Genomic DNA, 26,734 nt, shown 5'->3' with positions numbered 1-26,734 from the left:
GATCCGAATATGAACTGGAAACCCAACGCCCTTCTCATCATCGGCCTAGCTGCAGCAGCACCAATAGTTGCGCATGCCAAGATTTATGTCTCAGTAGAGCAGGCGCAAAAAATACTTATGCCCAATCAGTCACTCACCAAGAATCCCATCATCATTACCGATGGGCTTCAAGACAAAATGCGCGCAGCCTCCAGCATTCGTCACCCCTTCCAAGGGGATCGCATTTGGAAGGCAGTTGATGGCAGTTGGTTCATCGTTGATGAGGTGGTTGGTAAGCATGAAATGATTACCTATGCAGTAGCACTCAGCCCATCCGGTGCAGTTACCGGGATTGAGATCTTAGACTATGTTGAATCTTATGGTTATGAAGTAGCTGAAGCCCAATGGCGCAAACAGTTCATTGGAAAAACAGCGACAGATCCCATTAAGCTTAATCAAGATATTCAGAATATCGGCGGCGCAACTCTCTCTTGCAAGCATCTCACTGATGGAGTGAAACGGGTCGCGGTCTTATACGACTTGGCACTCAAAAACCAAACCCAGGTACTCAACACAAAATGATGCGATGTAAGCCGCTCTTGGGCACTTTCGTTGAAATCAAGATTGAGGATGGGCCACAATTATCTCAAGCGCTAAAAGAGGCTTTTTTAGCCATTGAACAAGTTCAATCCTTAATGGGTTTTCACAATCCTGAAAGTGAGCTCTCCAAAATCAATGCGCACGTTCATCTAGAGCAGATCCGTATTCACCCATGGACCGCAGAGGTACTTGCCATCGCTCAGGAGATTTATCGCCATTCCAATGGCATCTTCAACTGCGGGGTTGGGCATCACCTAGTAGAAGCCGGTCTACTCCCAAAGCATTTCCAGCTCAACATGGATTCTGTTGGGGGCATTCAAGACATCCTATTCATTGAGCGAACCTTAGTTCAATCTCACCTACCGCTTTGCCTTGATCTGGGCGGCATTGCCAAAGGATATGCAGTAGATAAGGCCGTTGATATTCTGCAGGCCTACGACATCACATCAGGATCAGTCAATGCCGGTGGAGATATGCGGATCTTTGGAGATCAGGCTCAAGATATTCACATTAGAAATCCCGCTAATCCACATGAGCTCCTTCAGATTGGTAGTATGAAGACAGGTGCGATTGCGACGAGTAGTCTCTACTTTGCAAAACGTGATGCTAATGCCAAAAGCTATATGGTCAATCCTCTCAATCAAGAGCATATTGAGTTTTCAGAGTCTTACTCAGTAGTCGCTAGCGAATGTGTATATGCAGACGCACTAACAAAGGTAGTGAGCATTTCTGGAAACATCAACCATCCCTGCTTAGAGCGATTTTCCGCCCAAGCAATCAAAATTCCCAATACCCATACAGCATGAACAGCGCCAGCCGCCTAGGACAAATGCCCTCATGGCAAAGGCATTTCGTCCTCCTTGCTATGTTGAGCTGCTCCCTCACTGGCATAGCTTACCTACTAGGCCATGAATTTCAGATTGAACGCACTTTACTGGGTACCCACTCCGTATTGGCATGGCATGGGATCGCGGCAATACTAGCCACAATGGCATTAGGCTCGATCCTACCCTTTCATCTCAAGGCCGGGATCAAGTCGAAAAGAAAATTATTAAGCGGCCTAAGTCAGTTGGCATTTTTGGCTACGCTGATCATTTCTGGCGCATTGCTGTATTACGGACCGGAAGAGATTCGGGATGCAGTAATCACAACGCATTGGATTATTGGCATCGGGTTCTTTCTGATCTTTTTATTCCATGGGGTATTCATCAGAAAACATCTCGTTTCAAATGGAAAAAAGGTGCATTGAGCTTGGTTTTCTCAATACACCCTCACGCATTACTTACACTCCCTAAAAACTGTTACTTGCAGCAAGAATCCTTGTCACCAGATGTTCCGCAGGAATTAATTCCTAAGAGTGGATAAGCTGGGCAGAAACGGAAAATGCCAGTAGCCATCGGGATTAGCCCGAGCCAGCCCCACCAGCCTACGATGCCGTTAGCAGCAAGCACTACCAACACAATACCAACTGAGATTCTTAAAATACGATCGATACCACCGACGTTACATTTCATTTTGAACTCCCTTTAAAAACGATTAAATAATTTTCGACTATTACTTTTTGCAGTAATGCTTGTATAGCAAACTCATCACCGATACCGCGACTTGACTTGATAGGGAGTAATAAATTTGCTTTCCCTCTCTACGTGTTTTAACCAACTTCTCTTTACGTAACACCGTAAGTTGTTGCGAGAGAGTTGGCTGGTGGAGATCTAGCGCAGCCTCTAACTCACCAACACATTTTTCCGCCTGACCGATTTCACATAAGAGCATCATGCGATCTCGATTGGATAAGACTTTCATCAGCTTGCAGGCATCATCCGCTGAAGACTGCATCTTCTTTAGCTCCGCTTTAGAAATAGGCATATTCATGGTCGTCTTTGTTGTCACAGTGCATTTAACGGAATTTTTAAGTAGGCAATACCATTGGCATCCGGCTCAGGAAAGTGCCCAGCTCGAATATTCACCTGAATAGACGGCAAAATAAGTACGGGCATTTCCAAAGTCTGATCACGTGCAGTACGCATTGCTACAAACTGCTCTTCGCTGATGCCATCATGCACATGAATATTGCTTGTCTTCTCATCTGCAACCGTTGTCATGCATGCTGGGGGGCGATCGTTTGGCGGGTAATCGTGGCACATATACAACTTGGTCTGCGCCGGATACGATAAGATCTGTTGAATGGAGCGATAGAGAGTCTTGGCATCACCGCCTGGAAAGTCGCAACGCGCACTTCCTACATCTGGCATGAATAAAGTATCGCCCACAAAGATAGCGTCGCCGATTTCATAAGCCATGCACGCAGGGGTGTGCCCTGGCACAAAGAGCGCTTTTAATGAAAGGTTTCCGAAAGCGAGTGATTCCCCCTCTTTTAGCAAATGGTCAAATTGGGTGCCATCAGCCTGGAAACGATCATCTAGATTGAAGACACCTTTAAATACTTTCTGCACATTGGTAATGTGATCTCCAATCACTAGCTTGCCGCCCAAGTGGGTTTGCAAGTAGGGGGCTGCTGTCAAATGATCGGCATGGGCATGAGTCTCCAGAATCCAAGACACCTGTAGTTGGTGCGCCCGAACAAAAGCAATAAGTTCATCTGCAGATTTGGTGCTGGTTCTGCCAGATTTAGGGTCGTAGTTCAGCACTGAATCAATGATGACGCAAGGACTGCCATCTCCTTCATAGACAACGTAGGTATAGGTCCAAGTTTCTGGATCAAAAAAGTCTTTAATTAGCGCGTTTTGCTTTGGGCTCAAAATATTCTTTCAGTTGAACAAATATTATATATATTTATATACTATATTAATCTAAAATAAATTGCAATGGACTATTCAAATCTCATCACCCCAGCACTAGGCATTCTCGTGGGCTTGCTCATGGGCCTCACGGGCGCTGGGGGTGGCATTTTGTCCGTACCGCTTCTGGTCTTCTTCTTAGGGCTACCTATTGCAGAAGCAGCTCCGATTGCGCTTTGTGCGGTTGCCCTGGCCTCTAGCATTGGCGCCATCCTGGGTTTAAGAAATAAGATCTTGCGCTACAAAGCAGCTGGTTTCATGGCGATCTTTGGTTTAGCGCTATCGCCAATTGGACTTTGGCTTGCTCCCCAGATCCCAAATGCCCCACTGCAGGTTCTGTTTAGCCTGATATTGCTATACGTGGGCTTCCACCTGCTGAAACAAGCAAATAATCAGATCAAAGGTGTCCCAGATGAAAAGAGGCAGTCTCCACCCTGCCTCATAAATCCTTCCCTTGGAAAGCTGCAATGGACACTGCCTTGTGCTCGGGCACTGATGCTCGCCGGTGGCCTAGCAGGTTTTTTATCTGGCTTATTGGGCGTTGGTGGTGGTTTCATCATCGTGCCAGCACTAAAGCGCTACACCGACCTACCAGTGAAATCCATTGTCGCTACCTCGCTCGGAGTTCTTGCAATCATCACTGGTGGTGGCGCGATTTTCTCAGCAGCCACAGGAAGCTTAAATATCATTGTTGCCGCACCATTTGCAGTCGCTGCCTTAGGCGGCCTATTAATGGGCCTTCTCTTGGGAAAAAAATTGAGTGGGCCACATACTCAGCTGATTTTCTCCATCTTCACTCTGATCATTGCTATTAGCCTACTGATTAAAGGTGTGCTAATTTTGAATGCATGAAGCGCCCATTACCTTCCTTTCTTCTGATCATTTCCCTCACGCTATTGGGAGCCCTGCTCATGTCTCTTAAACCCAGTACTTTTTTAAGCAGTTCCGTCAGCACTATTTCTGGAACGGTCAGCAATCTCAATAATGAGCTCCTAGAATACGTAAACCCAGAAAAACCCACTCATGACCACGCTTCGGTTTACTACCAACGCTTCTTTATCTCTAAATTCAATTTAGATAATCGCGCTATCGAGGCAAAGTTTTCCACCCCCATGGTGGTTGGCAATGGGGATGTTGTAACAGTATCTGGCTACCCCAAAGGCAACAGCTTTCAGGTACTTGCCTATAGCAATAAGACTCAGCATGTGAGCAACCATGAAAATTGGATTGTCTTGGGCTTGGGAGCCCTATTCTTCTTGGCTGTTGCAGTTGGTCTTCTCAACTCAGAGCTCGTGGCAGAAGGCGCCCTAGCACCAAAGGTCTTTCTGATTGGTTTTGTGGGCGTCGCTATTTACATGGGCTACCGCACCCTACTCATTCGAGAGGCAATCGCCCTGCTGCAATAAAAAAGCCCTCGTCAGAGGGCTTTTTAACAAATACGACTTTAATGCGATGTTGATACAGATTAGTGACTGCTAGCGCCACCTAAGTAAGCAGCCTTCACGGCGGGATCGTGCATCAACTTATCTGCTGGGCCATGAGTCGCAATCTTGCCGTTCTCAAGCACATAGCCATAGTCTGCAACCTGCAAGGCAGCTGCAGCAAACTGCTCCACCAATAACATCGTTACGCCTTGTGATTTGAGATTGGAGATGATCTTAAATACTTCCTCAACCAAGATTGGCGCCAGACCCATGGATGGTTCATCCAAGAGAATGATCTCTGGATTAAGCATCACAGCACGAGCCATTGCCAGCATCTGCTGCTCACCGCCCGACAATGTTCCAGCCAACTGATTGCGACGCTCTTTTAGGCGCGGAAACATTTCGAGAGCGCGCTCTAGATCGTTCTTAATATCGCCTTTAGGACGGCTACCTATAAAGCGTGGGAATGCGCCTAACAAGAGGTTGTCGTTGACAGACATCGTCGTAAAGACTCGACGACCTTCTGGACTGTGAGCCAAACCGAGGCGGGCGATTTTATGAGAGTCGTAACCATCAATTTTTTCGCCGCTCAAAGTGACTTCGCCACCGGTAGGCTTAATCATGCCAGTAATGGCGCGCATGGTCGTTGTTTTACCGGCGCCGTTAGACCCGATCAAAGTAATGACCTGTCCTTTAGGAACATCAATATTGATGCCGTGGAGGACTTTGACTTTGCCGTAGCCTGCTTCAAGATTCTTAATAGATAACATGGTATTTACCGATTCAATAGGTTCGAGTGATTAAGTACCCAAGTAGGCATGAATCACCTTCTCGTCTGCCTGAACTTCAGCGGGTTTACCTTCTGCAATCTTCTGACCGAAGTCCAAGACAGAAACGGTATCGCACACTGACATGACCACATCCATGTGATGCTCAATCAGGATGAAAGTAATGCCGCTATCGCGGATCTTACGAATAATGCGCAAGAGTTCTTTAATGTCAGGAGCTGTCAAGCCAGCAGCCGGCTCATCGAGCAAGAGCAACTCTGGATCCAAGGCCAAGGCACGAGCAATCTCTAAGAGGCGTTGCTTACCGTAGGGCAAGTTACGCGCTTCTTCATTTGCCAAGTCATCCAAGCCAACGAACTTCAAGAGGGCCATTGCACGAGCATGCGCCTCAGCCTCTTCCTTCTTGTAACGCGGCAGATGCAATGCAATCTCTACCATGTTGGACTTAAAGGTGTGATGCAAGCCAACCAAAATATTTTGGATAGCCGTCATTTCACCGAAGAGCTGAACGTTCTGGAAGGTACGGGCAATACCAGACAATGCAATGTCAGAAGAAGTGCGGCCAACAACGCTTTGACCTGCAAATAAAACGTTACCGGCAGTCGGCACATAAATACCGGTCAACACGTTCATCATGGTGCTCTTACCGGAACCGTTAGGGCCGATCAAGCCATGAATAGTACCGCGCTTAATGCTGAGGTCAACATTGTTCAAGGCTTTCAAGCCGCCGAACTGCATCAATACGGAGTCTACTTTTAGGAGTTCAGCGCCGGTATTTTGATCGCTGATCTTGCTGATAAAGCTAATGGAATCATCCACCGCTTCAGCATCACCACCGCGAGTAGTTTTAGCTTTGCCAACAATAGACTGGTAGAAGCTCTTCGCAAAACCAACAATACCGTTTTGCAAGTAGTACACCACGAGCAAAATCATGAAGCCAAAAATACTCAAGCGCCAATCGGAGATGCTATCGAGCCAGAATGAGAATGCTGCTAAACCCACTACACCGGCGATTGGAACAGCAACACGGCGTAGGGTTGTGACTTTCTTAGACAGGGCCATAGCAGCCCCCGCTACCACTACGATTGCAATAACTGAAGCAACGATACGGAATAAGTGAATGTCGTCCAATAGCTTTGGCAACAACACGATGATGGCAGCACCAATCACCGCGCCAAGGCGTGACTTACGTCCACCCATAATGATGCCGAGCAAGAAGAGCACAGCCAATTCATTGTTATAGGTATTTGGAGAGATGTATTGCTCAGAGTAAGCATATAAGCAACCAGCCAAGCCAGCAAAGCCAGCGCTAATCACAAATGCAATCACCTTAAAGCGATATACGGACACACCCATACAGTCACAAGCGATTGGGCTATCACGCAATGCCTCAAAAGCGCGACCCATTTGTGACTTCACAAAGCGATCGACCACGATCATAGCCAGAATCAGAACAATTGAGACCAACCAGAAGTACTCTGCCTTGGTCATCGGAACACCCATGAGCTCTGGCTTTGGAATCTTGATGCCCAATGGGCCTTCAGTCAACCAGGTCATCTCATTAATCAAGATTTGAGCGATTGTTCCAAATGCCAAGGTCACCATCGCCAAATAAGGCCCGATTACTTTTAGGGCAGGTAAAGCCAAAAGCCCGCCAAAGATGGCAGTCACCACGATGGATGCCGGCAAAGTTCCCCAGATCGTCCAGCCAAAGTGAAAATACAAAACACCTGCCGTGTAAGATCCAATTCCAAATAAGGCAGCATGTCCCAAAGAAACTTGTCCAACATATCCAACCACGATATCCAAACCATATAACAAGATGGTGTAGATCAGAATCGTTTCAACTAAGTGAATGTAATACGGGTTATGAATAAAGAGAGGCAAACAAAAGAGCCCCGCCATTGCAATTAATAGAGGTATTAGAGACTTCTTCATCATTAAACTTTCTTAATTGCAGATTTGCCAAAGAGACCAGACGGTTTATATGCAAGCACTAGCAAGAGCAAGATCAAACCTGGTACATCTTTATAGCCGGTAGAAATATAAAAGCCAGTTGCCGTTTCTACAATTCCGAGAATCAATCCACCCACAATGATTCCCATACCGCTTGAAAGGCCACCAATAATCGCCACCGCGAAAGCTTTTAATCCCAAGGCGCCACCCATACTTGCGCCAGTCAAGGTCAATGGAGCAATCAACACGCCCGCAAAGGCAGCCGTCAGAGAGGACAAGGCGTAAGAGAATGTGATGACTAGGCTGGTATTAATACCCATGAGGCCAGCAGCATCGCGATCGTTTGCTGTTGCAACCACCGCTTTGCCGTAAATTGTTTTACGGTTAAAAAATTCCACCAATAACATCATTACAAGCGCGCCAACCACCACCAAAATTTCCATTGGCAAAATATTTGCGCCCAGGAACTCCATTGGCTCCATCGGCAACGGGGAAGGAAATGGCAATGCATCGCGACCCCAAATATTTTCTGCAACGTTCTTGAAAATAATGCCGAGAGCGATAGTAGACATAATCCAACCGAACTCAGACTTAATCTTGATTGCGGGTCGAACACCAATCAATTCAACAAAGCCGCCTTGAACCATTCCGAATAAGCAAACTATTGGAATCATGACCCAGTAGTTCATACCGAAAGTCTCTACGCAGGTTAAACCTACTAGAGCGCCTAACATCAGCGCTTCGCCTTGACCGAAGTTCAAGGTGCCTGAGGTGGCAAACGTGAGCTGGAAACCGAAGGCGATCACCGCATAGATCATCCCCACCGCGATACCGCTTGAGAGGATTTGTGCAAACATGTCCATTTTTATTGGCCTAAAAGAAAATACTTAAAACTGTTTTATTAACGAATTCGACATTGTAAGCAAAACGCCGCTTTTTGGGCGGCGCTTTGTTTTTACTAATGTTGCAGTGCAAAATAAATGATCATCTTGCCTGCCGCTTTGAACTGAAATTACTTCTTCTTAGGAGTTGCGTCCTCAGCATTCAAGAACTCAACGCGACCATTTTCAACTACACCCATCACTACATCTTTCATCTTGATAGCGTCGTGATCAGTTGCGGAGAATGGTTTGTTGTAAGTAATGACAACACCGTCAACTGGAGTCTTCAGATCTTGCAATGCTGCAACAATCTTTGGTCCTTCTGTGCTGTTTGCTTGCTTGATCGCTGCAGCCAAGAGGTAAACAGAGTCATATCCTTGTGCTGCAGAAACTGGGGAAGCAATGTTGTTATTTTTTGGCTTGAACTCGGCCAAGTAAGCTGCTTGGAAAGCCTTACGCTTAGCTGTTGTAGATGGAGATTGAATGTAGGTTTGTGGCATTGTTGCGCCGTTACCGTTCTTACCAGCTGTATCAATAAAGCTAGCCATAGACAATGTCCAAGAGCCAATCATTGGTTTTTTCCAACCCAATTTCGCCATACCGTTAGCAATTTGTGCCAACTCAGGCCCAATTGCGTAAGTCAAAATCACTTCAGCACCAGCGTTCTTTGCCTTCAGGATTTGTGAAGTCATATCAACGTCACCAATGTTGAATTTCTCAACCGCTACTGGAGTAACGCCATAAGTCTTCAAAGCCTTTTCTAAGTCTTCACGACCTAGCTGACCGTAGTTTGTAGAGTCAGCCAAAATCGCCACCTTCTTCAGGCCACGCTTCTCAACCGCTTCTTTAGCAATCAATGGCGCTTGGATATTGTCAGGCGCAGCATTACGGAAAATATAGTTTTCTGCTGCATTCGGGAATTGCTTAGTCAAAATAGAGCCAGTAGCAACGTTGTTCATTACTGGAATCTTGGCGTCTTGATAGAAGCGTTGTGAGGCCAATGCCACACCAGTGTTGATGTAACCCAAAGTAGCAACTACTTTTTCGTTGTTAATCAATTCTTGTGCAATTTGAACGCCACGCTCATTTTTTGCTTCATCATCGCGTTCAATCAAAACGATTTTATTGCCGTTAATGCCACCAGCAGCATTGATTTCTTTCGCAGCTAAGCGCACACCATCACGCATACTCACACCCATGGAGGCAGAGCCACCAGTGAATGGGCCTGAAAGACCAAGTTTGATATCGGCAGCGTAAGCGCCAGTTGTAAACATTGCAGCAGCAGCTACTGCAAAAATGTGATGACGAATATTCATAAAGTCTCCATGACTAGAAATGTAAATAAATTCTTTTTATAGGTACTACTTAAAACGAATATCCATCTTACAGTCAATGTAGAGGCAAAAAAAGAGCTTTGCATTAGGGTTTTACATTACCCCCTAGAGATAAAAGTTGTTTTAAAAAAACTTACGACTTTGCTCTCGCAATGTAGGCCAGAAAAGATTGATTACTAGACCGGCAATTACCAAGCCAGCCGCCATGACTTTCCAGAGCGGCAGAGACTCACTTAAGAAGTAAGCGGATGCCCCCATTCCAAAAATTGGTACTAATAAGGGAGCTGGTGCGACTACTGCCGCTGGATGCTTAGAGAGAAGCCAACCCCAAGCTGCATACCCAAACAAAGTGTTCCCCCAAGACTGCCATAGGACGCCAAGCCAGGCCCCTATTGAGGCAGAGGCAATTGAAGTCGTCATACTTTCCCAGCCACCCTCGAAGATGAGCGACACAATCAACAAGGGTGGAATTGAAAAAGTACTCGCCCAAACAACATAAGAAAACATATTGATTGCACCGGCGCGCCGACTCACCGTATTGGCAATGCCCCAAGAGAGCCCAGCAAATACCACCAAAGCGAGACCTAAGACTGTCGTAGTCGCATCAGTGTGCGCTGCAATAATTCCCAGGCCAGTCATGGCAACCGCCACTGCAACTACTTGATAAGGTCGAAGTCCTTCTTTGGCAAAGAACATCGCAAAGCCAATGGTAAAAAATACTTGCGTCTGAATCACCAGAGAAGCCAAGCCCGGAGAAATGCGACCATCAATGGCGTAATACATCACGCCGAACTGCCCCACTCCGGTTGCTAAGCCATACACACAAAGGTTTCCCCAAGATACTTTTGGCCTGGGAATAAAAAAGACAATGGGCAATAAGGCGAAAATATATCGCAGTGCAGCAAATAAAAATGGCGGGAAAGCCTCTAGCGAAATCTTAATGACTACAAAATTAGTGCCCCACACTGCCACAATCGCCAAAGCCAGCAATAAATGACTTGCTGGGAGCTGTTGAGGTGGCTGGCTACTGCGGTGCGTTGCCGGACTATTCACCAGTGAGCAACTCGGCAGCACGCTGCGCAATCATCATGGTGGGTGCTGCGGTATTGCCAGAGGTAATGGTGGGCATAGCCGAAGCATCCACCACTCTCAGATGATGAATACCCCTCACCCGCAATTGAGAATCGAGCACCGCCATTGGATCATCAGTACGCCCCATCTTGCAAGTGCCTACCGGATGAAAGATCGTAGTGCCAATATCGCCAGCCGCCTTGATCAGCTCTTCATCACTTTGATATTGCTTGCCAGGTTTGTACTCATCAGGCGTATACGGCTTGAGCGCAGGGCTTTCCACAATCTTGCGCGTGAGGCGCAATGCATCTGCGGCTACCTTGCGATCTTCATCGGTTGATAAGTAGTTTGGCGCAATCACTGGAGGTGCTTCTGGATCGATTGAACTGATATGCACACTACCGCGAGATGTTGGGCGCAAATTACATACGCTCGCAGTAATCGCATTAAAGGAATGCAAGTCTTCACCAAACTTTTCTAGGGATAAGGGTTGTACGTGGTACTCCACATTCGCTGAAGTTTGATCTGGCGAGCTATACGCAAAGGCGCCTAACTGCGATGGTGCCATCGACATCGGGCCAGAGCGCTTAAAGACGTATTCCATGCCGATCATTATCTTACCCAGCAAAGAATTGGCTTTGGTATTTAAAGTCTTAATGCCGCTCACTTTGTAAATCATCCGCAATTGCAAATGGTCTTGCAGGTTCTCTCCTACGCCTGGCAAATCCGCTACCACTGGGATGCCTAGATTATTCAGGTGAGCTGCAGAGCCAATACCAGAGCGCTCCAAGACCTGTACGCTACCGATTGCACCCGCACTCAGAATGACTTCACCTCGCTTTGCAATATTGCAAAGCGCCTCAACAACTTGGCCATCTTTAATGTATTGCACGCCGTAGCAATCTTTAGTGCTCGTATCGATCAAAAGCGTATTCACTACTGCCTCAGTAATGACTGTGAGATTGGGTCGCTTTGCAGCATCGCGCAAAAATGCTTTGGAGGTATTGAGTCGCCAACCTTTACGCTGACTGACATCAAAGTAGCCCACACCAAAGTTATCGCCTTGATTAAAGTCATCCGATGCTGGAATGCCCGCCTCTACCGCAGCTTCTTTGAAGACATCCATGATGGGCCAGCGCAAACGCTGCTTTGATACCGTCCACTCACCACCCTTGCCATGCCATTGATTAGCAGCACTGTGATAGTCCTCGAATTCTTTATAGCGCTTGAGGGCATTTTCCCAAGACCAAGAGTCGTCACCGGTCGCATTAACCCAAGATGCGTAATCACCTGCTTGGCCACGCATGTAAATCATGCCGTTAATAGAAGAACAGCCACCAAGTACTCGACCACGGGGATAGAGTAATGAACGTCCGTTTAAGCCTTTTTCCGCAGCAGTCTTAAAGCGCCAATCTGCTCTAGGGTTATCGATGCAATACAAATAACCCACCGGTACATGAATCCAGATGTAGTTGTCATTCTTACCAGCCTCTATTAACAGAACCCGTTTAGCGGGATTCTCGGTCAAGCGTTTAGCCAACATGCAGCCCGCACTGCCGGCGCCGATGATGATGTAGTCGTAGGTGTTTTGATGACTTGCTGTACTCATGTCTCTACTTTTATAGATGCTAACTTTTAATCTCTATTATTTACCAAATCTTGCAATAGGGAGAAATTGGGCAATTAATCTAGAAACGACAAATACCCGTCTAAAATAGCCCCATGCATGTCAATGAAAAGAACCGCACCCCCAAGAAAGAAGATCTTAATGAGGGGCCAAGCAAATCCGAGCTAAAGCGGTTGATGACCGAGCGCCAAAAGCTGGCCGAGGTTCTGGCAGCACTCAGTAGCGATGCTTTAAAGTCCATCCCGATGGATGAGGCGATTAAAGCCGCCATTGCGGAAACGAACAAAATCAAAAGTTTTGAAGCGATTCGTCGCCACAAACAGTATCTTGGCAAACTCATGCGTTTTTTGGATGAAGAAGAGTTAGATGCCATTCAAAAGCGCTTAGATGCAATTCAGGGCATCAGCAAAGCAGAGACTGCCAAACTCCACCATCTCGAGTCCTATCGCGATCGATTGATTGCTAATGATGAAACCTTCACCAAGATGATTGAGCAATATCCCGATATGGATATTCAGAATATGCGCACCCTCATCCGTAATGCCCGCAAAGAGAAAGAAACCAATAAACCTCCCAAGGCTTACCGAGAAATCTTCCGCGTCTTAAAGGATATGGGAATCTAGCTGCCCAATTACCAAGAATCAGGCTTTTGAATTTTTGAGTTCGGGATCTTGACTGGAAGCTGCGCAGCAGCAACATGTGAAACATTAAGAATCTTTCTCCAATCAGAGTGCTTTATTAAATCACCTGAAATATGTCGATGATTTTTACTTTTAATTGGTGCTACCACGCCAATGCGCAAGTGGGGTTGATGCCTCTTCACCGCCGCTAAAGCACCCTCAAGATCAGAATCATTGCTACAAACTACTGCCTGCTCATATATGCCAGTCCAAGCGCCAGTAATCAAGTCTGATGCCAAATTCACATCCGTCTTTTTTTCATTAAAGTCATAAACCTGAACTATTTTCAATTCAGGGGATTCAATAATCGGTCTCACCAACCTTTGGTATGGTGTTGTCGCCAAAATTTTTCCTTGGATTATTTCCAAAGAATTGGGATACATTTTTCTTAAGGCCTGAAGATATAACCGTTGTCGCTGGGTTGACATCGGGTCATCCGACATCCTTCCTAGGACAGGCGCTGTGTAATAGCGCACTTGAGTTAATTCTGCATTTTTATCTAAGATGTACTCAGAAAATAACCTAACAATATCAAGCCACTTCAATTTTGAATTTCTTAGCAAGCCGTAATAGAGGTTGTAACCATCAATATAAATAGTAGTTTTGATAATTTTTCCATTCCAGAAAAGACAAAACCACCCGAAGGTGGTTTGTCGCCCAAAAAGCATTCGGATAAACCGAACGGTTAATGGGTGAGTCGTGAGCAAATTATACGCCTTTTGAGTGCTGGTGAATTCACCTAATCATTAAATGGTTTTCAAGACTGTAAGATAAAAAATAACCTTCTAAATCTTTAACTTGGTCGAGGGAATTTCTACCCAGCGATACATGTAGTTAGCGGCAATAGCACTACACACCACAACCACCAGCATTAAGCTAATTGCAATCAGTCCACTCTCGTGAGCATGCATTCCAGAGGAAATATAAAACGTATTTGCCAGCAAGATAAAGGCAAAGTGAATCAAGAAAGCACAATAGGATCGCGGGCTTGCCCAAGCAATTGCTCGCAGTGCTGATGCTTTCAATCCATGAATCATAGAGTCTGTACCAGGGTAAGCAGTATTGCCCCATATCAATAACGCAATAGCCACAAACCAAGCTAAGAAGTTTCGCAGCCAAACTTGTTGCAATGTAGAAACCGCAATAATCAGGCCAATCACAATCAGTGCAAGCTTGGCTAAGGCCTGGATCTTCTGATCAGCAAAGTTCTTGGCAAGATAAGCTAGTACGCCAAGGCTATAAGAGCCAATGAAATAAATAAAGTAAGCCTCGTATTGGGCTGAGCGATTGAAGTACAGCAAAGAGCTCACTGCAACAATACTGATCAGCCAAATCAAGGCTTGATAAGAAGAAAAAGAAATCAGCAATATAGCTAGCACTGAATACAGCTGCCAATCAATCGCTACATACCAAGCGCCAGCTGAAATCGAATCAAGCCCTAGAATGCCTTGCAGGAAAAATAGGTGCGCCAAAAATTGACTAAGCGTTTCCTGTTCGCCAATAAATTCATCATTCACCCAAAAGCGTGCAATCCAAGCGCAGAGAATCGTGAAAATCAAGGCAGCAATGTAGGGGGCAAACAAACGCAAATAGCGATTGATGATGACTCGCAGTAAATTCTGGCTGCTGAATTTCGCATTAGCAAATCGCGTAAGGGATTGGGTTGCTAAGTACCCCGCCATCACCAAAAAGATTTGCACGGCATAACGACCGTACTCAAAGAGCCATGTCATCAAGCCCGGCAATACGGTTTGTGCATCCACCGCCAGCTGACCGTAGCTAGACAGGTGATGCAGAATAATCAGCAGCGCTGCAAAGACCTTGAGAAGGTCAATTAAGAAAAGGGGTTGGGCTTGCTTCAAAACAGAAATAGGCCGGCACTCAAATTAATAAAGAGTGATTATTTGGATTCCTTGGACTTTGCCTTGCCCATTAAAGAAGCGAGCATAGGATTGCTGCTGGCAAGCTCTTTTTTAGTTTTCGCAATACCCTCTGCGGTACCTGGCTTTGGCGTCTTAGCCGCATTTTTCATACGCTGCGCAGTTGTCAGCGCTAGGCTTTTATAGAGATCCGTTTTTTTCATTGACATAGTAATTAAATATCTAAATAGATCTCCGCGATTACTTAGTCAATGAACGTGCAGCCAAGCCCAAGAACAGCAATGACCAGCCCTGCAAAAGCAATTCAATAGCGATGAGCAAGCCAGGCAACCACAAGCTACTTTCTGGATAGCCATTCATGATGAGCACACCCATCAAGATCGAAATTACCGAAGACAATACCAACCAGAACCATTCACGGAAATGACGATGCTGAAATGCGGAGATCAAACGTAAAAAGCCCGTAACAAAGAAGATTGCGGCAAGCCACAATGTAATCGCTTCTAAAGCGGGAACTGGAAAGGCCCAAGTGTAGATGCCAGCAGCGATATAGAGGATCGCTAAAACCACCTGAATCCCCACACTCTTCCAACCAGTGGATTTGAGGGCATGGGCAAATTGCACTGCACCACCAAAGATCAAGAAAGCGCCGAGCACATTCACTGTGACAAACGAAAACAAGGTTTGGCCAGCAACACCAATCATTCCCAAGGCAATAAACAGAATGCCCATGCCAATCAATGCGCCGGGCACTTTAGCCGCAGCGCCGAGAACGGATGCGCGGATTTCTTTAATTTGAGCAAGGGATAATTCAGTCATTTACGGGCTTTCGAAGAAATATGCAGCAATAAAAGCTCTACTGTATCAATAAACTCAGGGTTTTAGAGCATAAATCAGGCCAAGCAAGCCCCCAAGCGTAATAGGTGCGTAGGAAAAACGGGTATTCTTACTTCTTTTAGAAAGCTAGGCAACTGGCTACCCGCATAAGAAAGCATTGAATTTAGATGGATACCACTTTTACCGTTGTTCTCGGCATTGTTGCCATGCTCCTACCTTTGGTTGTAGGGCGTCTAGTATGGAAACGCTTTGACCAATACTTTGGCCGTAATGATGAGGCCTACATGGATAGCCTGGAATATTTTCTTAAGAAAATTGGCTTCACTATTTTGATCGCCTTCATCCTGCTATGGATCGGCATTAGCCTGGTTTTCAGCGGCAGCCCGATCTACTAAGAAGAGTGCCTAGTCTTCATGAACGATCAACTTCTCACGATTCTCAAGAAAGCAAAGCTGAACTTTGCGGTACTGGGTAGCATTCTGGTGCTCGCGGTTGTCGGCAAGCTCACGAACCCAGAGTTCACCAACGGGATCTTTTTGCTGGCGGATCAACTGGTTTCTGAACTCATTCTGCTGTTTGTTGCCATTACCCTAGGTGCATTTATCCCCAACTTCAAGTTAGTGGTGCTGGGTGCAATAGCCGCCTTTATTGCGGCCGCAGTGGCAATTCAGGCGGGTATCTTCACCTACCTAACCATCGACTACTTGTTTGCCGTTCTGATCGTAGTCTTAGGCTTTGCGTCAATTGCCAACCTATATAGGCATTACAGAGAATTTCAGCTTTAAACCCCCAATTCGAGCTGTTTTCACTAATTTCTTGATTTTTCATGAAATTTCAAGAAAAATAATGAAAACTACCGGAGTAATTCTATGGGCACCCTTCATTTAAGCAAATTTTCATCTCAGGCTAATCCAGAGATTCTTAATACCTTGCGCCAAATTGCCGAGGTAGAGGGGAAAAAGTTTCATGCAGTTCTAGATGAAGCCTTCCGCGATTTCTTAAATAAAAAGGGTGCAACCACTCCAAATCGCCAAGTGATGACTAGCTTTGCTCAAAGTCTCCATGAGTTTGAAGATCTATACAAAGAGCTTGCTAAGTAATGCTCTTTCTCAATACGCAAGACATCATGCTCATGCACGATGTCTTGATCAATAAATTTGGTGGGGCTGCCGGCCTAAGAGATAAAGCGGGATTGGAATCTGCACTGATGCGACCTCAATCGGGATACTATGCCGATGTAATTGCACAAGCAGCCGCACTCTTTGAAAGCCTCATCGTCAACCACCCCTTTATTGACGGAAATAAAAGAATCGCTTTTGCGGCGATGGATACTTTTTTGCGTATTAACAATATGAGGCTCAATACAGATTCGATAGAAGCCTACCGTCAAATAATGCACATGTTCAAAGCGCAAGAGCTTAAGTTCCACCAAGTTGATGCATGGCTCCGAACTATCTGCAAATAAACGAATTATTAGAGCAACTGCTCCATTCCACACTCATCAATGAGTCGCTGCATTAATAACCTCTCGTGCGCTTGAATCTCGTGAATCTCCAAAAAGCGCTTGTTCCGCCCATAAATTCCTATTGCTTCTTCATCGGTTAAAAGTACATCGTGATTAAGCTGCCATGACAAGCTTCTTAACTGCGGATAGTCACGAATCCTAATATGCGCCCCATCAATATTGAATTCAACCGCATTTTTTTCAATTTTAGGCATTGGCAGACCCAGCGGCTTCAAGATATCTAAGTCCAGACCCAATGCTTTACAAAGCTTAATATAAGCATCTATGCAAATCGAATTGGCGCCTCTTTCAATACGGATTAAAGTGATTCGAGATATCCCTGATGCTCTTGCAGCAGAGGTAATCCGAACACCCAAAACCTTTCTTTGAGCACGAATTTTTTGACCCAGGACTAACCGATACATAACAAGCCCTCTCAATTATCAAGGTCTAAGTTTGAGCTGGGGACTTAAAAAGCTCCCAGCCACTCTTGTTCACCACCAACTGTAATTTGCATTATGCCGATGGGATGTCTCAAAAACCGGGTCAAATTCTGGATCCTCAAGACACTTTCTCATCTGCCTATTATTGTGGGTGCGCAGTCGATGGTCGTATACCCTGCGATACCAACGTGGTGCTGTACTCCTCATCGTCATCTGACTGTCAGAGTGATAGTGTGCGATCGCTTTTCGACCCAATACAGATCGTGGATCATGACGTGGATATTGCACCCCTAGAATACGAGATTCCCAGTCAATTAAGACCCACCCATAGTCATGCTGCTGATTTTTTCTTCTATAAGTACGTGACATAACAAACTCCTTGTAGATAGTTACGTCATGTCGATCTCCTTAATAAAATTAGTCGCTCGGACTCAAGCGAAGTGAATAAATGCAAATGAATTACTACAATTCATAATGAGACGAAATGCAGCCTTTATGCCTTGAAGCAAATTGTTTCGAATTGAAATTTTAATAGGCGAGAAAAACCTTCTTATGCAGATGGTTTGATTTAAGCAAAGCAGAAGATTTATTACATCTACTATTTAGACTATTAATTACTTTAGTTAAATTTGTAGCTATAAGACTCTTGCTGGCTTTTCAGCAGAACCGAGTTTTGGGTAACTGATAAAAACCAAGCCCGCTCATCTATTTTTGGCTTAATATCCTCAAAAACAACGGGGTTCAATATGGCAACACACCAAGCTGGATTCTCATCTCGCACAGACTCGTAGATGATTGCTTGAACATTAGTCTTACGCACTACTCGAGCAATCTCCTGGGTCTCAAGATAACGATCCGATGTAGTCCAGGCCACCCCATCCTGGGCAAAAGGTGAGCGCCTTAGATCCACAGCTTGGCAAGATGGTTCAGAACAAAAAACAGTGTGCGCAACCGGTCCTAGGCAATCCAGATCCACTGAATCTCTCAAAAAACGCCAGCGCCAATATCCCAATTCCGCACCAGCAGTTCGAATAGATTCTGCCCCATAAAAAACTCCTGGATCTATTTCAGATCGAAATCTTGAGCCCCCTCTTTTGGGGTGATAGCGAAACGGGGTTGCAAGCAAATAATCTAGATTTGATGTGCCAGGCCTCATCATGGGCTTGCTACTCTCAAGCAATACCTCTAAGGTATGCTGCTCATCTATATCGTCGACCAACTTCATTGTTGATGCGACATGCTGTGCCTCAACAATTCGCCAAACTCTTTCCCGCCAGGGAAAAACTTCAGACGATACCGCGTGAGGAGTCCAAGTATTGAACGACACGTACCAATCCCTCCGTTGTTTGTATTAGGGTGATGGGCTTTGAATGAAGGCTGAGATTTTCACTGATGAGCCATTGATGGGCAATCCGATCATCACTCACGATAGAGTCAAGTGATCGATATAAACGAACGAATAAGAGTGAAAAATCCCATTCTTTTCCCCCCTCCTTTAATTGATACGCCCCCTGATATAGACGCGTAATCGTAGGGGGGCTCAGACCAAGGACTTTTGACAACAAAGCATGAGAAATCTGCAATCTATCTGCAGCTCGAATGACTGCCTTCCCCAATACGCTGGCGGAACTTGGAATTGGCCTAATTTGATGCGCTGATGTCATTATTTAAGATCAATGAATTTCATATGAAATATTATTATACAAAAGTTTCTAAAGAAACAACTAGACTCTCTGTGTGGGTAAACATGTGAGATTTTCTTTGTGAAAGCAATGTTATAATTCAAACAAATTAAGTTTTATATAAAACATACACACTACAACATGCACGTACACGCTGAAACACCCCAAATCATTGATCGCGGAGCATTAGCCAAAATGATCATGCAACTAATGGATCACTGGGATCTGCCTACCGAAGATCAACTTGCATTGCTCGGCTTGGCTTCTAGCAACCGCTCTGCCCTTGGTCGCTATCGTCAAGGCGAACCTATCAGCCAAAACGTTGATCAATATGCGCGTGTTGGCCACCTATTAGGAATTCATAAAAACCTTCGCCTTCTATTTCCTCGCAATAAAGAGTATTTATATAGCTGGATGAAAACTAGGAATAAGGCCTTTGAAAATAGAACCCCCGTTGAGGTGGTTAAAGAACTTGGGTTTATGGGCCTGCTGATGGTGCGGTCCTATTTAGATAGAGCAAGAGGCATCTAATGGATAGTCTATTTGATGGTTTAACTCTGGTTGACACCCATCAAGACTTGGCTCGAAACATCATTTCCCTTATTGAGAGTGAAAATCTTTTCGATGATTTAAGTGATTCTCCCAAAGACTGGGAAACAGCTCAAATGGTTGAGCTTGACCACAAGCCATCTCCATTTGAATCCCCTGTGCCCGCAATACATCGCCCATTCGAGGATGCTGTATGGGACAACGCTATTACGTATCCATTTAAGCATTGGATGCGTAGCCGTTTTTCAGATGGCTCTTTTGGGGTTTGGTACGGTGCAGATTCACTAGAAACCAGCATTTATGAATCAGCGCATCATTGGTATGCTGGACTCCTAAGTGATGCCGGATTTAATCGACCAGGCGCATATGTTGAACGCAAGGTCTATTGGGTTAGATGTGACGCTGCATTAATTAATCTCAAAGAAAAAGTTCTGTCTCACCCCCAATTAATGGACCCAAATGACTATAGCTACTCGCAAACTATTGGGGCTAGATTGCATCATGAGGGGCATCCAGGACTTTTGACAAGGTCCACTAGAAATTTAAGTGGTGATACTTTTGCAATACTAAAGGCCCAAGTACTTTCAGCCCCCCGTCACGCAGCCTATTACTCTTATGAAATAGCTGATGACTCCATTCTGGTGAAGTTGAATGGAAGATCTCTGGTTTTGAAAATTCCTAAGTATTAATTTTTGAGCCCATCGCTATATACCCGCCCCAAATACACGTGAAAACCAAAAGATGTCGCTCACACAGCAGTACCAAAAAGTAAAAGATAGTGTGGTTCAAGTTCTAGCCCTTAATGGTAATAACATCATAAGCTCTGGATCTGGCTCGGTAATAGGTAAAGGTCGCCATGTCCTTACCTGCGCACACTGCGTAATTAATGGCACACAAATGGCCATTGCTGATCCCAGAAACCCCGGCGTAGCGCTGCACGGAAAGACTATTTTTATAGACCAGTCAAATGATATTGCCCTTCTTGAGTTTCCTCACTTTATTGGCTCACCGGTGATTTTTGCGAACAGCAAAACATGCTCAATAGGAAATAGTGTTTTTATCGTAGGATTTCCAATGAATATCATGGAGCCAGTTTTATTCTCCGCTCATATAGCTAGCTTAACCCTTAACCACCTAAGAGTTGATGCTTCCGTAAATCACGGCAACAGTGGAGGGCCACTCTTTAATTCTTCCGCAGAGCAAATAGGGGTTGTAAATGCTAAGCATGGGTCGCTATCGGCATACTTATCCCAACTTATGAATGCTCGTCCGGGGGCATCCATAAGCATTTCAGGGATAGACCCAGTGCAAACTATTCAAATTTTGATCAGTGAAATGCAGAAGAACCTAAACCTGGGAATAGGTTACGCAGTCCCAACATCGGCAATCAAGCCGCTGCACGGAATACTAAGCGCAGCCATCCCTTAGTTAAGCCACTAGCTTTAAAAAATCGACCTATAAAAAACCTGCATAACTAAGGAAACTGACCAACTTGAAGGTTATGCGGTAAAAACTTGCAGGTTATGGGTATCCACACATTTCTTTTGACCTGCGGCATGCAAATTCTAAAAGGCCTTAGGCCCTATATACATATTTAGATATATAGACTCAATATTTAATTAGTTGTCGAAATAAGAAAGCCCCTAGACAATACGGCTCTATGTATAAATACGACCATATTGACCAAACCCTGGTAGATCAACGGGTTACCCAATTCAGAGACCAGGTAGAAAGGCGCCTCAACGGTACCTTAGCCGAAGAGGAGTTCCGCCCCTTACGTCTGCAGAACGGCCTTTATCACCAGCGCCACGCTTATATGCTGCGCGTTGCTATCCCTTACGGCTTATTAAGCGCTAAGCAATTACGTACTTTGGCCCTCATTGCTGATAAGTACGATCGCGGCTACGGCCACTTCACTACCCGTCAGAATATTCAATTCAACTGGGTTGAGTTAGAGCAGACGCCTGACATCTTGGCCGAACTAGCCAAGGTAGAGATGCATGCCATTCAGACTTCAGGAAACTGCATTCGGAATATCACGAGTGATGCCTTTGCGGGAGTGGCTGCCGATGAATACATCGACCCTCGCCCAGTTTGCGAACTACTACGTCAATGGTCAACCTTGCATCCTGAGTTTGCTCATTTGCCACGCAAATTTAAGTTTGCGATTAATGGCGCCAAAGAAGACCGCACTGTATTGCTTTGCCATGATGTTGGTATTGAGCTCAAGAAAAACATCGTAGGCGAATTAACTGCCGACATTTATGCAGGTGGCGGCATGGGTCGCACCCCTATTCTGGGCTCATTAATTAAACAAGATTTGCCATGGCAAGTTCTGCCAAGTTACTTAACGGCCCTCTTGCGTGTGTATAACCGTTTTGGCCGTCGGGACAATCTTTACAAAGCGCGCATCAAGATTTTAGTTAAGGCCTTAGGTCCGGAAGAATTCGCACGCCAGGTTGAGGGGGAGTGGTTACATCTTCACAATGCAGAAAAAAATAGTGATGCCAATTTCACTCAAGCTGAGTGGGAGCGTGTAGCTCAACACTTCACTAAACCAGCCTATCAGCAGTTAAACGCATTAAGCAATGAAGATATCCATACTGCAGCACCCGAGGATGAGAGAGCGGCTTTTGCTCGTTGGCTGGAGCGCAACGTCAAACCACATCAAGTGCCGGGCTATGCCTCTGTCATTTTGTCGCTCAAGCCTCATGGCACCGTTGCCCCAGGGGATGCCACTACTGCTCAGATGAATGCCATTGCCGATCTAGCTGATCAATACAGCTTTGGTGAATTACGCGTAACGCATGAGCAAAATTTAGTATTAGCCGATGTAGAACAATCAAAACTATTAGAACTCTGGCAAGCTGCAAAACAGCAACATGTTGCCCTACCCAATATTGGATTACTCACTGACATCATTGCATGCCCTGGGGGCGACTTTTGCTCGCTGGCAAATGCTAAGTCACTCCCCATTGCTAAAGCAATTCAAGAACGTTTTGATGATCTGGATTACTTATTTGATTTAGGTGATATCAGTTTAAATATTTCTGGGTGCATTAATTCTTGTGGTCATCACCACGTTGGCAATATTGGCGTCTTGGGCGTAGATAAAGATGGTGAAGAGTGGTATCAAATTACTTTAGGTGGAGAGCAAGGCAATGATGCTTCTATTGGCAAAGTCATTGGCCCCTCTTTCTACGCTAATGAAATCCCTGATGTCATGACTAGCCTCATCAATACCTATGTTAATCAACGCGCGACTGACGAACCCTTTATTGAGACTTACCGTCGCTTGGGTGTAGCTCCATTCAAAGAGGCGGCCTATAAGAACAATGGTAAGCACTCCAAAGGGGCGCTAGCTTAATCATAGAAAAACGATGAACAAACAAATTATTCACTTTCCAAAAGACGGTAAGCCCACAGTAGCTGTCAATGAATGGCAAACATGGGATGGCGAGCGCGATGAAGGCGGTATCCCTGACTTAGAGCATGGATTACATAAAGTATTGGTACCGTTTCATTGGTGGATCACCCATCACAAGAATGCTGACCTTATCACTCGTGCGAACAAGGGTGAGATTGGTGTGTGGTTTGCTGCCGATGATGACATTCTGAAGCATGCAGGGATCATTGAGGAAGGTAAAGACCTTTGGCCAGTGGTTGGCGCGCATTTCCCGATCTTTAGAGATGGCAGGAGCTTTAGCACTGCAGCCCTCCTCAGGGATCGCTTTCAATGGCAAGGTGAGGTTCGGGCGATTGGGGATGTCTTAATTGATCAACTCTTGCAAGGAGCACGCGTAGGTTTTGATGCTTTTGAATTACGCCCCGATCAAAGCTTGGAGGTCGGACTCAAACAGTTTGACCTCTTTAGCGTGACTACCCAAAATAGCTGGCGCGATATCCGCAGTACACAAGCGGCTATCTAAGTCAGAGACAACACAGATACATCATGAGCAATCCCAATAAACTCGGTAAAGTGTATTTAGTTGGCGCCGGTCCTGGCGCAGCTGATCTCATTACTGTGCGCGGCGCTAAGCTCTTAGCCAAAGCAGATATTGTGTTTCATGATGCATTGGTAGACCCAGAAATGCTAGAACTCTGTCCGCAAGCCATTAAAGAGCCTGTTGGTAAACGTTGTGGCAAGCTGTCTTCCGCGCAGCATTTTATTAATAAGCGCTTAATTGATGCGGCCCAAAAATATCAAATCATTGTTCGCCTTAAAGGTGGCGACCCCATGATGTTTGGTCGTGCCGATGAAGAAATCCAGGCTCTCAAAAATCACCATATTGAAGTAGAGGTGGTGCCTGGCATCACGGCTGCTTTAGCAGGTGCTGCAGCTATTCAACAATCACTGACTCTGCGTGGTGTAAGCAGAAGTGTTGCTTTTGTTACCTTGGCGCAAGGTGCCGAAAACACCTCGGATAATAAGAACCAACAGCAGCCCATTCAAAACCCGCAAGCTGATACCTTGGTGTATTACATGGGGCGCAAAGAAGCGGCAAATATTGCAAAGCAATTGATTGAAAATAGTTCAAACCACACCAGTGAAACACCGGTGCATATTTTGGAAGCAGTCAGTACCCAGAATGAACGTCATTGGTCTAGCACCCTAGGAGAACTAGCTAGCGGCAAAGCTAATGATTGGTTTGATAGTGCTTCGCCTGCATTAATTATGGTTGGTGAGGCCTTGCGCAAGATGGCCGTAGTAAATGAAGTCAAGAATATAAAATTTGCTTAAGCTTGCTTTATAAGTTTTGATTTTTTCTCTTGTGGGCTGAATTAAGTTTCTTACCAATAATGACTCATAGCCCATTTTTAGGCCTTTCTGGAGCGATATCGGACTTTAATTTTTTGTAATTTGCTAATTCTATATAATAAAGATGCATCTTAGTGTTAAGATGCATCTTTAGTCTATATCAACATCTGGAGATTGCGATGCAAAAAAAGGGGTCTTCCGATCTTGTCTGGCAAAACTGGCATGTCTGCGTCAAATCGGGGATTTTCACAGTTCGTGATTTGCGGTCGATTCTGGTCAGCTTCGCATATGAGCTCAAAGTTGCGCCAGAAAATCGTTACCTTTGTATTTTGGTGGATAGTAAATTTACGTCAGCACGTCTGGAGTCTGAGCTACACGCGTTTAAAAGCATTATTTCTCCTCAGATGGCTGAACAAATTGATCTCACCTTATTTAATCAAGATGAAGGGTTTATCCATTTTCCAGATCGGTGCAATGTTCCTCAAGATCTATTAAGAGAATTTATATATGAGCAACTTGCCTTAACTGGCAAACACTCCCCAGGCGCAACACGTAGTGCAGTACTTAATTTAATGGCCCTTCAATGGCTTACTCGAGGAGCCCCACAGACTACTGAGGCATTGTGCCGAGCAAGTGGAGCTAGCTATCCGACCGTTTTTAATACGATAAAGCGGCTGGAGTCTGAGAATTTGATTATTCGACAATCAGATCGTCGCGTGAGCTTAAAACGATTTCCTGAGAATTTATGGAGACGTTGGGTAGTTGATGGTGAGACACGAAAATCAATTCGCTTTAAGGATCTATCGGGGCAAGCTCGTACGCCAGAAGATTTAGCCGAAAGATTGAAAAACCTCAATTTGACAAATGTGGCAATTGGCGGGGTCATTGGCGCCAAACACTACTACCCCAAGCTCGACATCACCGGAAGTCCACGCCTGGACTTAGTTGTGCATGGTGGCATTAAGAGTAATCTGGAATTTATTAAAAAGATGGATCCCGCCCTAGGGGAACTCAATGGCCTGGTAGAGCCAGCGAATGTAGTAGTGCACTTTTTACCTCGTGCAGACTCCCTGTTTATTAGCGATTCAAAAGGTTTTTTATTGGCTGACCCTATTGAGTGCTTAGCCAATCTATATCAGGGCGGGTTAGATCATCAGGCCAATGATATGCTTTCTGCCCTCACAATCGATCATGAACGGATGTAATGACATGTCTGAAAATCTATCACCAGAAAATATTCTTGCAAGAGTCTCCAGCGCATTACCGATAGAGGCAAGAAAGAACATCATCGTGATTGGCAGCTTGGCTGCGGGGCATTATTTTTCGAGCATACTCAGTAATGGTGGAATTAGAACCAAAGATGTGGATTGCATGCTTTGGCCGCACGCCAATGTAAAGGTCTTGGCTAAAGATGTTGCAGAAGGATTAATCGAGCATGGATGGCAATTAAAGATCGCCGATGGCTACTCACTCTCCTGCGATGAAAACACTAATATTGAAAATTTGCCGATAGTCCGCTTACACCCAGAAGGTGAGGACAATTGGTTTTTGGAGATGCTCAATTCACCCAATGAGGAGCTAACGCAAAGTGGGATGCGCTCCGCTGAAAAGTTGAAAACTAAATACGGATACTTTGCTTTGTGCGGCTTTAAATACCTTAGCTTGATTGAGGTCGAGCCTATAAAAACCGAATATGAAATACCTATCGCTAGTCCGCAAATGATGGCATTAGCCAATTTGCTTCACCACCCAAACATTGGAGCCGAGAAGATTGGTACCAGTAATATTAAGCGCTCCAATAAAGACCTTGGTAGAGTGGTAATCCCCCCATTTTTAACTTAAGCTAAAAGTAGAAGCTGGTACTGCAAGTGCTAGTTTTTGCTTTGGTGTAATTCCACCTAAGCCCATGTTCGGTCTTTCATGATTGTATGTCCACATCCAA

At 45.2% G+C, this 26,734-nt stretch carries 35 protein-coding genes; 19 read left to right on the top strand and 16 right to left on the bottom strand.

The genetic code is table 11. The features are described 5' to 3' along the window. Positions 1–9: 9 nt before the first annotated feature. The 3 genes from ICN12_RS09035 to ICN12_RS09025 are packed head-to-tail and all read left to right on the top strand — an operon-like array spanning position 10 to position 1,828. Positions 10–561, top strand: a complete 552-nt coding sequence (locus ICN12_RS09035; RefSeq protein WP_216272175.1) for an FMN-binding protein — start codon at positions 10–12, stop codon at positions 559–561. After that, the gene (locus ICN12_RS09030) at positions 558–1,385 is read left to right on the top strand and encodes an FAD:protein FMN transferase (protein ID WP_216272174.1); all 828 of its coding nucleotides are present in this window, start codon (positions 558–560) and stop codon (positions 1,383–1,385) included. Before ICN12_RS09035 ends, ICN12_RS09030 begins: the two co-directional genes overlap by 4 nt. Further along, entirely contained in the window at positions 1,382–1,828 is a 447-nt protein-coding gene (locus ICN12_RS09025) for a hypothetical protein (RefSeq protein WP_216272173.1), read from the top strand. The genes ICN12_RS09030 and ICN12_RS09025 overlap by 4 nt, the downstream gene beginning before the upstream one ends. A 52-nt stretch (positions 1,829–1,880) precedes the next feature. Here the strand turns inward: ICN12_RS09025 and ICN12_RS09020 are convergent, their stop codons facing one another. From ICN12_RS09020 to ICN12_RS09010, 3 genes are read right to left on the bottom strand one after another with little or no spacing between them, the layout of a single operon-like run. After that, positions 1,881–2,093: a YgaP family membrane protein gene (locus ICN12_RS09020; protein ID WP_216272172.1), complete on the bottom strand. Its 213-nt coding sequence runs from the start codon at positions 2,091–2,093 to the stop codon at positions 1,881–1,883. A gap of 40 nt (positions 2,094–2,133) precedes the next feature. Further along, a complete protein-coding gene (locus ICN12_RS09015; RefSeq protein WP_370625009.1) occupies positions 2,134–2,451 on the bottom strand; it encodes a metalloregulator ArsR/SmtB family transcription factor in 318 nt (105 codons plus the stop codon). 14 nt (positions 2,452–2,465) lie between these two features. Then, positions 2,466–3,338, bottom strand: coding sequence for an MBL fold metallo-hydrolase (locus ICN12_RS09010; RefSeq protein ID WP_216272171.1), 873 nt, complete (start codon positions 3,336–3,338; stop codon positions 2,466–2,468). 66 nt (positions 3,339–3,404) lie between these two features. Between ICN12_RS09010 and ICN12_RS09005 the strand changes: the two genes are divergently transcribed. Further along, positions 3,405–4,229: a sulfite exporter TauE/SafE family protein gene (locus ICN12_RS09005; RefSeq protein WP_216272170.1), complete on the top strand. Its 825-nt coding sequence runs from the start codon at positions 3,405–3,407 to the stop codon at positions 4,227–4,229. A 59-nt stretch (positions 4,230–4,288) separates the two neighbouring features. After that, a complete protein-coding gene (locus tag ICN12_RS09000; protein WP_216272169.1) occupies positions 4,289–4,783 on the top strand; it encodes a hypothetical protein in 495 nt (164 codons plus the stop codon). A 59-nt stretch (positions 4,784–4,842) separates the two neighbouring features. On the opposite strand, the gene ICN12_RS08995 is transcribed toward ICN12_RS09000, so the two are convergent. From ICN12_RS08995 to ICN12_RS08970, 6 genes are all read right to left on the bottom strand, one after another. Then, positions 4,843–5,571: an ABC transporter ATP-binding protein gene (locus ICN12_RS08995; RefSeq protein ID WP_088526950.1), complete on the bottom strand. Its 729-nt coding sequence runs from the start codon at positions 5,569–5,571 to the stop codon at positions 4,843–4,845. Positions 5,572–5,601: 30 nt separating this feature from the next. After that, positions 5,602–7,530 (bottom strand): branched-chain amino acid ABC transporter ATP-binding protein/permease, encoded by a 1,929-nt coding sequence (locus tag ICN12_RS08990; protein ID WP_216272168.1) that lies wholly within the window; start codon positions 7,528–7,530, stop codon positions 5,602–5,604. Then, complete coding sequence (locus ICN12_RS08985; protein ID WP_216272167.1) at positions 7,530–8,408, bottom strand: branched-chain amino acid ABC transporter permease; 879 nt, start codon at positions 8,406–8,408, stop codon at positions 7,530–7,532. The genes ICN12_RS08990 and ICN12_RS08985 overlap by 1 nt, the downstream gene beginning before the upstream one ends. A 149-nt stretch (positions 8,409–8,557) precedes the next feature. Continuing rightward, positions 8,558–9,742 carry an ABC transporter substrate-binding protein gene (locus ICN12_RS08980; protein WP_216272166.1) on the bottom strand — a complete coding sequence of 395 codons (1,185 nt, stop codon included), beginning with the start codon at positions 9,740–9,742 and terminating at the stop codon, positions 8,558–8,560. 141 nt (positions 9,743–9,883) lie between these two features. Further along, positions 9,884–10,813, bottom strand: a complete 930-nt coding sequence (locus ICN12_RS08975; RefSeq protein WP_216272165.1) for an EamA family transporter — start codon at positions 10,811–10,813, stop codon at positions 9,884–9,886. Next, a complete protein-coding gene (locus tag ICN12_RS08970) occupies positions 10,806–12,440 on the bottom strand; it encodes a GMC family oxidoreductase (protein ID WP_216272164.1) in 1,635 nt (544 codons plus the stop codon). Before ICN12_RS08970 ends, ICN12_RS08975 begins: the two co-directional genes overlap by 8 nt. Positions 12,441–12,553: 113 nt before the next feature. Here ICN12_RS08970 and yjgA point away from each other — a divergent pair, with 113 nt between their 5' ends. Beyond that, positions 12,554–13,081 carry a ribosome biogenesis factor YjgA gene (gene yjgA, locus ICN12_RS08965; protein WP_216272163.1) on the top strand — a complete coding sequence of 176 codons (528 nt, stop codon included), beginning with the start codon at positions 12,554–12,556 and terminating at the stop codon, positions 13,079–13,081. An 8-nt stretch (positions 13,082–13,089) separates the two neighbouring features. On the opposite strand, the gene ICN12_RS08960 is transcribed toward yjgA, so the two are convergent. The 4 genes from ICN12_RS08960 to ICN12_RS08945 form a co-directional block, all read right to left on the bottom strand. After that, the gene (locus ICN12_RS08960; protein ID WP_216272162.1) at positions 13,090–13,845 is read right to left on the bottom strand and encodes an NYN domain-containing protein; all 756 of its coding nucleotides are present in this window, start codon (positions 13,843–13,845) and stop codon (positions 13,090–13,092) included. Positions 13,846–13,923: 78 nt separating this feature from the next. Continuing rightward, positions 13,924–15,000, bottom strand: coding sequence for an acyltransferase family protein (locus tag ICN12_RS08955; RefSeq protein ID WP_216272161.1), 1,077 nt, complete (start codon positions 14,998–15,000; stop codon positions 13,924–13,926). A gap of 38 nt (positions 15,001–15,038) precedes the next feature. After that, on the bottom strand, positions 15,039–15,227 hold the full coding sequence (locus tag ICN12_RS08950) for a hypothetical protein (protein WP_216272160.1): 189 nt from the start codon (positions 15,225–15,227) through the stop codon (positions 15,039–15,041). A 31-nt stretch (positions 15,228–15,258) separates the two neighbouring features. Then, complete coding sequence (locus ICN12_RS08945; protein ID WP_216272159.1) at positions 15,259–15,837, bottom strand: HdeD family acid-resistance protein; 579 nt, start codon at positions 15,835–15,837, stop codon at positions 15,259–15,261. A 185-nt stretch (positions 15,838–16,022) separates the two neighbouring features. Between ICN12_RS08945 and ICN12_RS08940 the strand changes: the two genes are divergently transcribed. From ICN12_RS08940 to ICN12_RS08925, 4 genes are all read left to right on the top strand, one after another. Further along, positions 16,023–16,250, top strand: coding sequence for a hypothetical protein (locus ICN12_RS08940; protein ID WP_216272158.1), 228 nt, complete (start codon positions 16,023–16,025; stop codon positions 16,248–16,250). A gap of 18 nt (positions 16,251–16,268) precedes the next feature. Then, positions 16,269–16,640 carry a hypothetical protein gene (locus tag ICN12_RS08935; RefSeq protein WP_216272157.1) on the top strand — a complete coding sequence of 124 codons (372 nt, stop codon included), beginning with the start codon at positions 16,269–16,271 and terminating at the stop codon, positions 16,638–16,640. A gap of 84 nt (positions 16,641–16,724) precedes the next feature. Further along, positions 16,725–16,955 carry a hypothetical protein gene (locus ICN12_RS08930; protein WP_216272156.1) on the top strand — a complete coding sequence of 77 codons (231 nt, stop codon included), beginning with the start codon at positions 16,725–16,727 and terminating at the stop codon, positions 16,953–16,955. Next, a complete protein-coding gene (locus tag ICN12_RS08925; protein ID WP_216272155.1) occupies positions 16,955–17,320 on the top strand; it encodes a type II toxin-antitoxin system death-on-curing family toxin in 366 nt (121 codons plus the stop codon). Before ICN12_RS08930 ends, ICN12_RS08925 begins: the two co-directional genes overlap by 1 nt. Before the next feature lie 8 nt (positions 17,321–17,328). On the opposite strand, the gene ICN12_RS08920 is transcribed toward ICN12_RS08925, so the two are convergent. Continuing rightward, positions 17,329–17,784, bottom strand: coding sequence for a helix-turn-helix domain-containing protein (locus tag ICN12_RS08920; RefSeq protein WP_216272154.1), 456 nt, complete (start codon positions 17,782–17,784; stop codon positions 17,329–17,331). A gap of 104 nt (positions 17,785–17,888) precedes the next feature. On the opposite strand from ICN12_RS08920, the gene ICN12_RS08915 reads away from it, so the two are divergent. Then, entirely contained in the window at positions 17,889–18,173 is a 285-nt protein-coding gene (locus tag ICN12_RS08915; RefSeq protein ID WP_216272153.1) for a hypothetical protein, read from the top strand. 248 nt (positions 18,174–18,421) lie between these two features. Here ICN12_RS08915 and ICN12_RS08910 read toward each other — a convergent pair whose 3' ends face one another. Continuing rightward, entirely contained in the window at positions 18,422–19,129 is a 708-nt protein-coding gene (locus ICN12_RS08910; protein ID WP_370625008.1) for an RES family NAD+ phosphorylase, read from the bottom strand. Next, positions 19,089–19,466: an MbcA/ParS/Xre antitoxin family protein gene (locus tag ICN12_RS08905; protein WP_216272152.1), complete on the bottom strand. Its 378-nt coding sequence runs from the start codon at positions 19,464–19,466 to the stop codon at positions 19,089–19,091. The genes ICN12_RS08910 and ICN12_RS08905 overlap by 41 nt, the downstream gene beginning before the upstream one ends. Before the next feature lie 159 nt (positions 19,467–19,625). Between ICN12_RS08905 and ICN12_RS08900 the strand changes: the two genes are divergently transcribed. From ICN12_RS08900 to ICN12_RS08865, 8 genes are all read left to right on the top strand, one after another. Then, positions 19,626–20,015 carry an MbcA/ParS/Xre antitoxin family protein gene (locus ICN12_RS08900; protein ID WP_216272151.1) on the top strand — a complete coding sequence of 130 codons (390 nt, stop codon included), beginning with the start codon at positions 19,626–19,628 and terminating at the stop codon, positions 20,013–20,015. Next, positions 20,015–20,722 (top strand): RES family NAD+ phosphorylase, encoded by a 708-nt coding sequence (locus tag ICN12_RS08895; protein ID WP_216272150.1) that lies wholly within the window; start codon positions 20,015–20,017, stop codon positions 20,720–20,722. Before ICN12_RS08900 ends, ICN12_RS08895 begins: the two co-directional genes overlap by 1 nt. 52 nt (positions 20,723–20,774) lie before the next feature. Then, positions 20,775–21,461, top strand: a complete 687-nt coding sequence (locus ICN12_RS08890) for a S1 family peptidase (RefSeq protein ID WP_216272149.1) — start codon at positions 20,775–20,777, stop codon at positions 21,459–21,461. A 232-nt stretch (positions 21,462–21,693) separates the two neighbouring features. Further along, positions 21,694–23,400, top strand: coding sequence for a nitrite/sulfite reductase (locus ICN12_RS08885; RefSeq protein WP_216272148.1), 1,707 nt, complete (start codon positions 21,694–21,696; stop codon positions 23,398–23,400). Positions 23,401–23,413: 13 nt separating this feature from the next. Then, entirely contained in the window at positions 23,414–23,962 is a 549-nt protein-coding gene (locus ICN12_RS08880; protein ID WP_216272147.1) for a DUF934 domain-containing protein, read from the top strand. A gap of 23 nt (positions 23,963–23,985) precedes the next feature. Next, on the top strand, positions 23,986–24,774 hold the full coding sequence (gene cobA / locus ICN12_RS08875; protein WP_216272146.1) for a uroporphyrinogen-III C-methyltransferase: 789 nt from the start codon (positions 23,986–23,988) through the stop codon (positions 24,772–24,774). Positions 24,775–24,971: 197 nt separating this feature from the next. Then, positions 24,972–25,997, top strand: coding sequence for a MarR family transcriptional regulator (locus tag ICN12_RS08870; RefSeq protein ID WP_216272145.1), 1,026 nt, complete (start codon positions 24,972–24,974; stop codon positions 25,995–25,997). A 4-nt stretch (positions 25,998–26,001) separates the two neighbouring features. Further along, the gene (locus ICN12_RS08865; protein ID WP_216272144.1) at positions 26,002–26,634 is read left to right on the top strand and encodes a hypothetical protein; all 633 of its coding nucleotides are present in this window, start codon (positions 26,002–26,004) and stop codon (positions 26,632–26,634) included. Positions 26,635–26,734 lie beyond the last annotated feature (100 nt).

Source organism: Polynucleobacter sp. AM-25C3 (assembly GCF_018882335.1).
Classification (GTDB): Bacteria; Pseudomonadota; Gammaproteobacteria; order Burkholderiales; family Burkholderiaceae; genus Polynucleobacter.
Note: the sequence above shows the minus strand (reverse complement) of the source record. Positions and strands in the feature narration are given on the sequence as shown.

What these genes read in the sequence shown, in the direction of transcription:
- ICN12_RS09035 (WP_216272175.1), top strand. Translation starts at nt 10, where the DNA reads ATGAACTGGAAACCCAACGCCCTTCTCATCATCGGCCTAGCTGCAGCA.
- ICN12_RS09030 (WP_216272174.1), top strand. Translation starts at nt 558, where the DNA reads ATGATGCGATGTAAGCCGCTCTTGGGCACTTTCGTTGAAATCAAGATT.
- ICN12_RS09025 (WP_216272173.1), top strand. Translation starts at nt 1,382, where the DNA reads ATGAACAGCGCCAGCCGCCTAGGACAAATGCCCTCATGGCAAAGGCAT.
- ICN12_RS09020 (WP_216272172.1), bottom strand. Translation starts at nt 2,093, where the DNA reads ATGAAATGTAACGTCGGTGGTATCGATCGTATTTTAAGAATCTCAGTT.
- ICN12_RS09015 (WP_370625009.1), bottom strand. Translation starts at nt 2,451, where the DNA reads ATGAATATGCCTATTTCTAAAGCGGAGCTAAAGAAGATGCAGTCTTCA.
- ICN12_RS09005 (WP_216272170.1), top strand. Translation starts at nt 3,405, where the DNA reads ATGGACTATTCAAATCTCATCACCCCAGCACTAGGCATTCTCGTGGGC.
- ICN12_RS09000 (WP_216272169.1), top strand. Translation starts at nt 4,289, where the DNA reads ATGTCTCTTAAACCCAGTACTTTTTTAAGCAGTTCCGTCAGCACTATT.
- ICN12_RS08995 (WP_088526950.1), bottom strand. Translation starts at nt 5,571, where the DNA reads ATGTTATCTATTAAGAATCTTGAAGCAGGCTACGGCAAAGTCAAAGTC.
- ICN12_RS08990 (WP_216272168.1), bottom strand. Translation starts at nt 7,530, where the DNA reads ATGATGAAGAAGTCTCTAATACCTCTATTAATTGCAATGGCGGGGCTC.
- ICN12_RS08985 (WP_216272167.1), bottom strand. Translation starts at nt 8,408, where the DNA reads ATGGACATGTTTGCACAAATCCTCTCAAGCGGTATCGCGGTGGGGATG.
- ICN12_RS08980 (WP_216272166.1), bottom strand. Translation starts at nt 9,742, where the DNA reads ATGAATATTCGTCATCACATTTTTGCAGTAGCTGCTGCTGCAATGTTT.
- ICN12_RS08970 (WP_216272164.1), bottom strand. Translation starts at nt 12,440, where the DNA reads ATGAGTACAGCAAGTCATCAAAACACCTACGACTACATCATCATCGGC.
- yjgA (WP_216272163.1), top strand. Translation starts at nt 12,554, where the DNA reads ATGCATGTCAATGAAAAGAACCGCACCCCCAAGAAAGAAGATCTTAAT.
- ICN12_RS08950 (WP_216272160.1), bottom strand. Translation starts at nt 15,227, where the DNA reads ATGTCAATGAAAAAAACGGATCTCTATAAAAGCCTAGCGCTGACAACT.
- ICN12_RS08945 (WP_216272159.1), bottom strand. Translation starts at nt 15,837, where the DNA reads ATGACTGAATTATCCCTTGCTCAAATTAAAGAAATCCGCGCATCCGTT.
- ICN12_RS08940 (WP_216272158.1), top strand. Translation starts at nt 16,023, where the DNA reads ATGGATACCACTTTTACCGTTGTTCTCGGCATTGTTGCCATGCTCCTA.
- ICN12_RS08935 (WP_216272157.1), top strand. Translation starts at nt 16,269, where the DNA reads ATGAACGATCAACTTCTCACGATTCTCAAGAAAGCAAAGCTGAACTTT.
- ICN12_RS08930 (WP_216272156.1), top strand. Translation starts at nt 16,725, where the DNA reads ATGGGCACCCTTCATTTAAGCAAATTTTCATCTCAGGCTAATCCAGAG.
- ICN12_RS08925 (WP_216272155.1), top strand. Translation starts at nt 16,955, where the DNA reads ATGCTCTTTCTCAATACGCAAGACATCATGCTCATGCACGATGTCTTG.
- ICN12_RS08920 (WP_216272154.1), bottom strand. Translation starts at nt 17,784, where the DNA reads ATGTATCGGTTAGTCCTGGGTCAAAAAATTCGTGCTCAAAGAAAGGTT.
- ICN12_RS08915 (WP_216272153.1), top strand. Translation starts at nt 17,889, where the DNA reads ATGTCTCAAAAACCGGGTCAAATTCTGGATCCTCAAGACACTTTCTCA.
- ICN12_RS08905 (WP_216272152.1), bottom strand. Translation starts at nt 19,466, where the DNA reads ATGACATCAGCGCATCAAATTAGGCCAATTCCAAGTTCCGCCAGCGTA.
- ICN12_RS08900 (WP_216272151.1), top strand. Translation starts at nt 19,626, where the DNA reads ATGCACGTACACGCTGAAACACCCCAAATCATTGATCGCGGAGCATTA.
- ICN12_RS08895 (WP_216272150.1), top strand. Translation starts at nt 20,015, where the DNA reads ATGGATAGTCTATTTGATGGTTTAACTCTGGTTGACACCCATCAAGAC.
- ICN12_RS08890 (WP_216272149.1), top strand. Translation starts at nt 20,775, where the DNA reads ATGTCGCTCACACAGCAGTACCAAAAAGTAAAAGATAGTGTGGTTCAA.
- ICN12_RS08885 (WP_216272148.1), top strand. Translation starts at nt 21,694, where the DNA reads ATGTATAAATACGACCATATTGACCAAACCCTGGTAGATCAACGGGTT.
- ICN12_RS08880 (WP_216272147.1), top strand. Translation starts at nt 23,414, where the DNA reads ATGAACAAACAAATTATTCACTTTCCAAAAGACGGTAAGCCCACAGTA.
- cobA (WP_216272146.1), top strand. Translation starts at nt 23,986, where the DNA reads ATGAGCAATCCCAATAAACTCGGTAAAGTGTATTTAGTTGGCGCCGGT.
- ICN12_RS08870 (WP_216272145.1), top strand. Translation starts at nt 24,972, where the DNA reads ATGCAAAAAAAGGGGTCTTCCGATCTTGTCTGGCAAAACTGGCATGTC.
- ICN12_RS08865 (WP_216272144.1), top strand. Translation starts at nt 26,002, where the DNA reads ATGTCTGAAAATCTATCACCAGAAAATATTCTTGCAAGAGTCTCCAGC.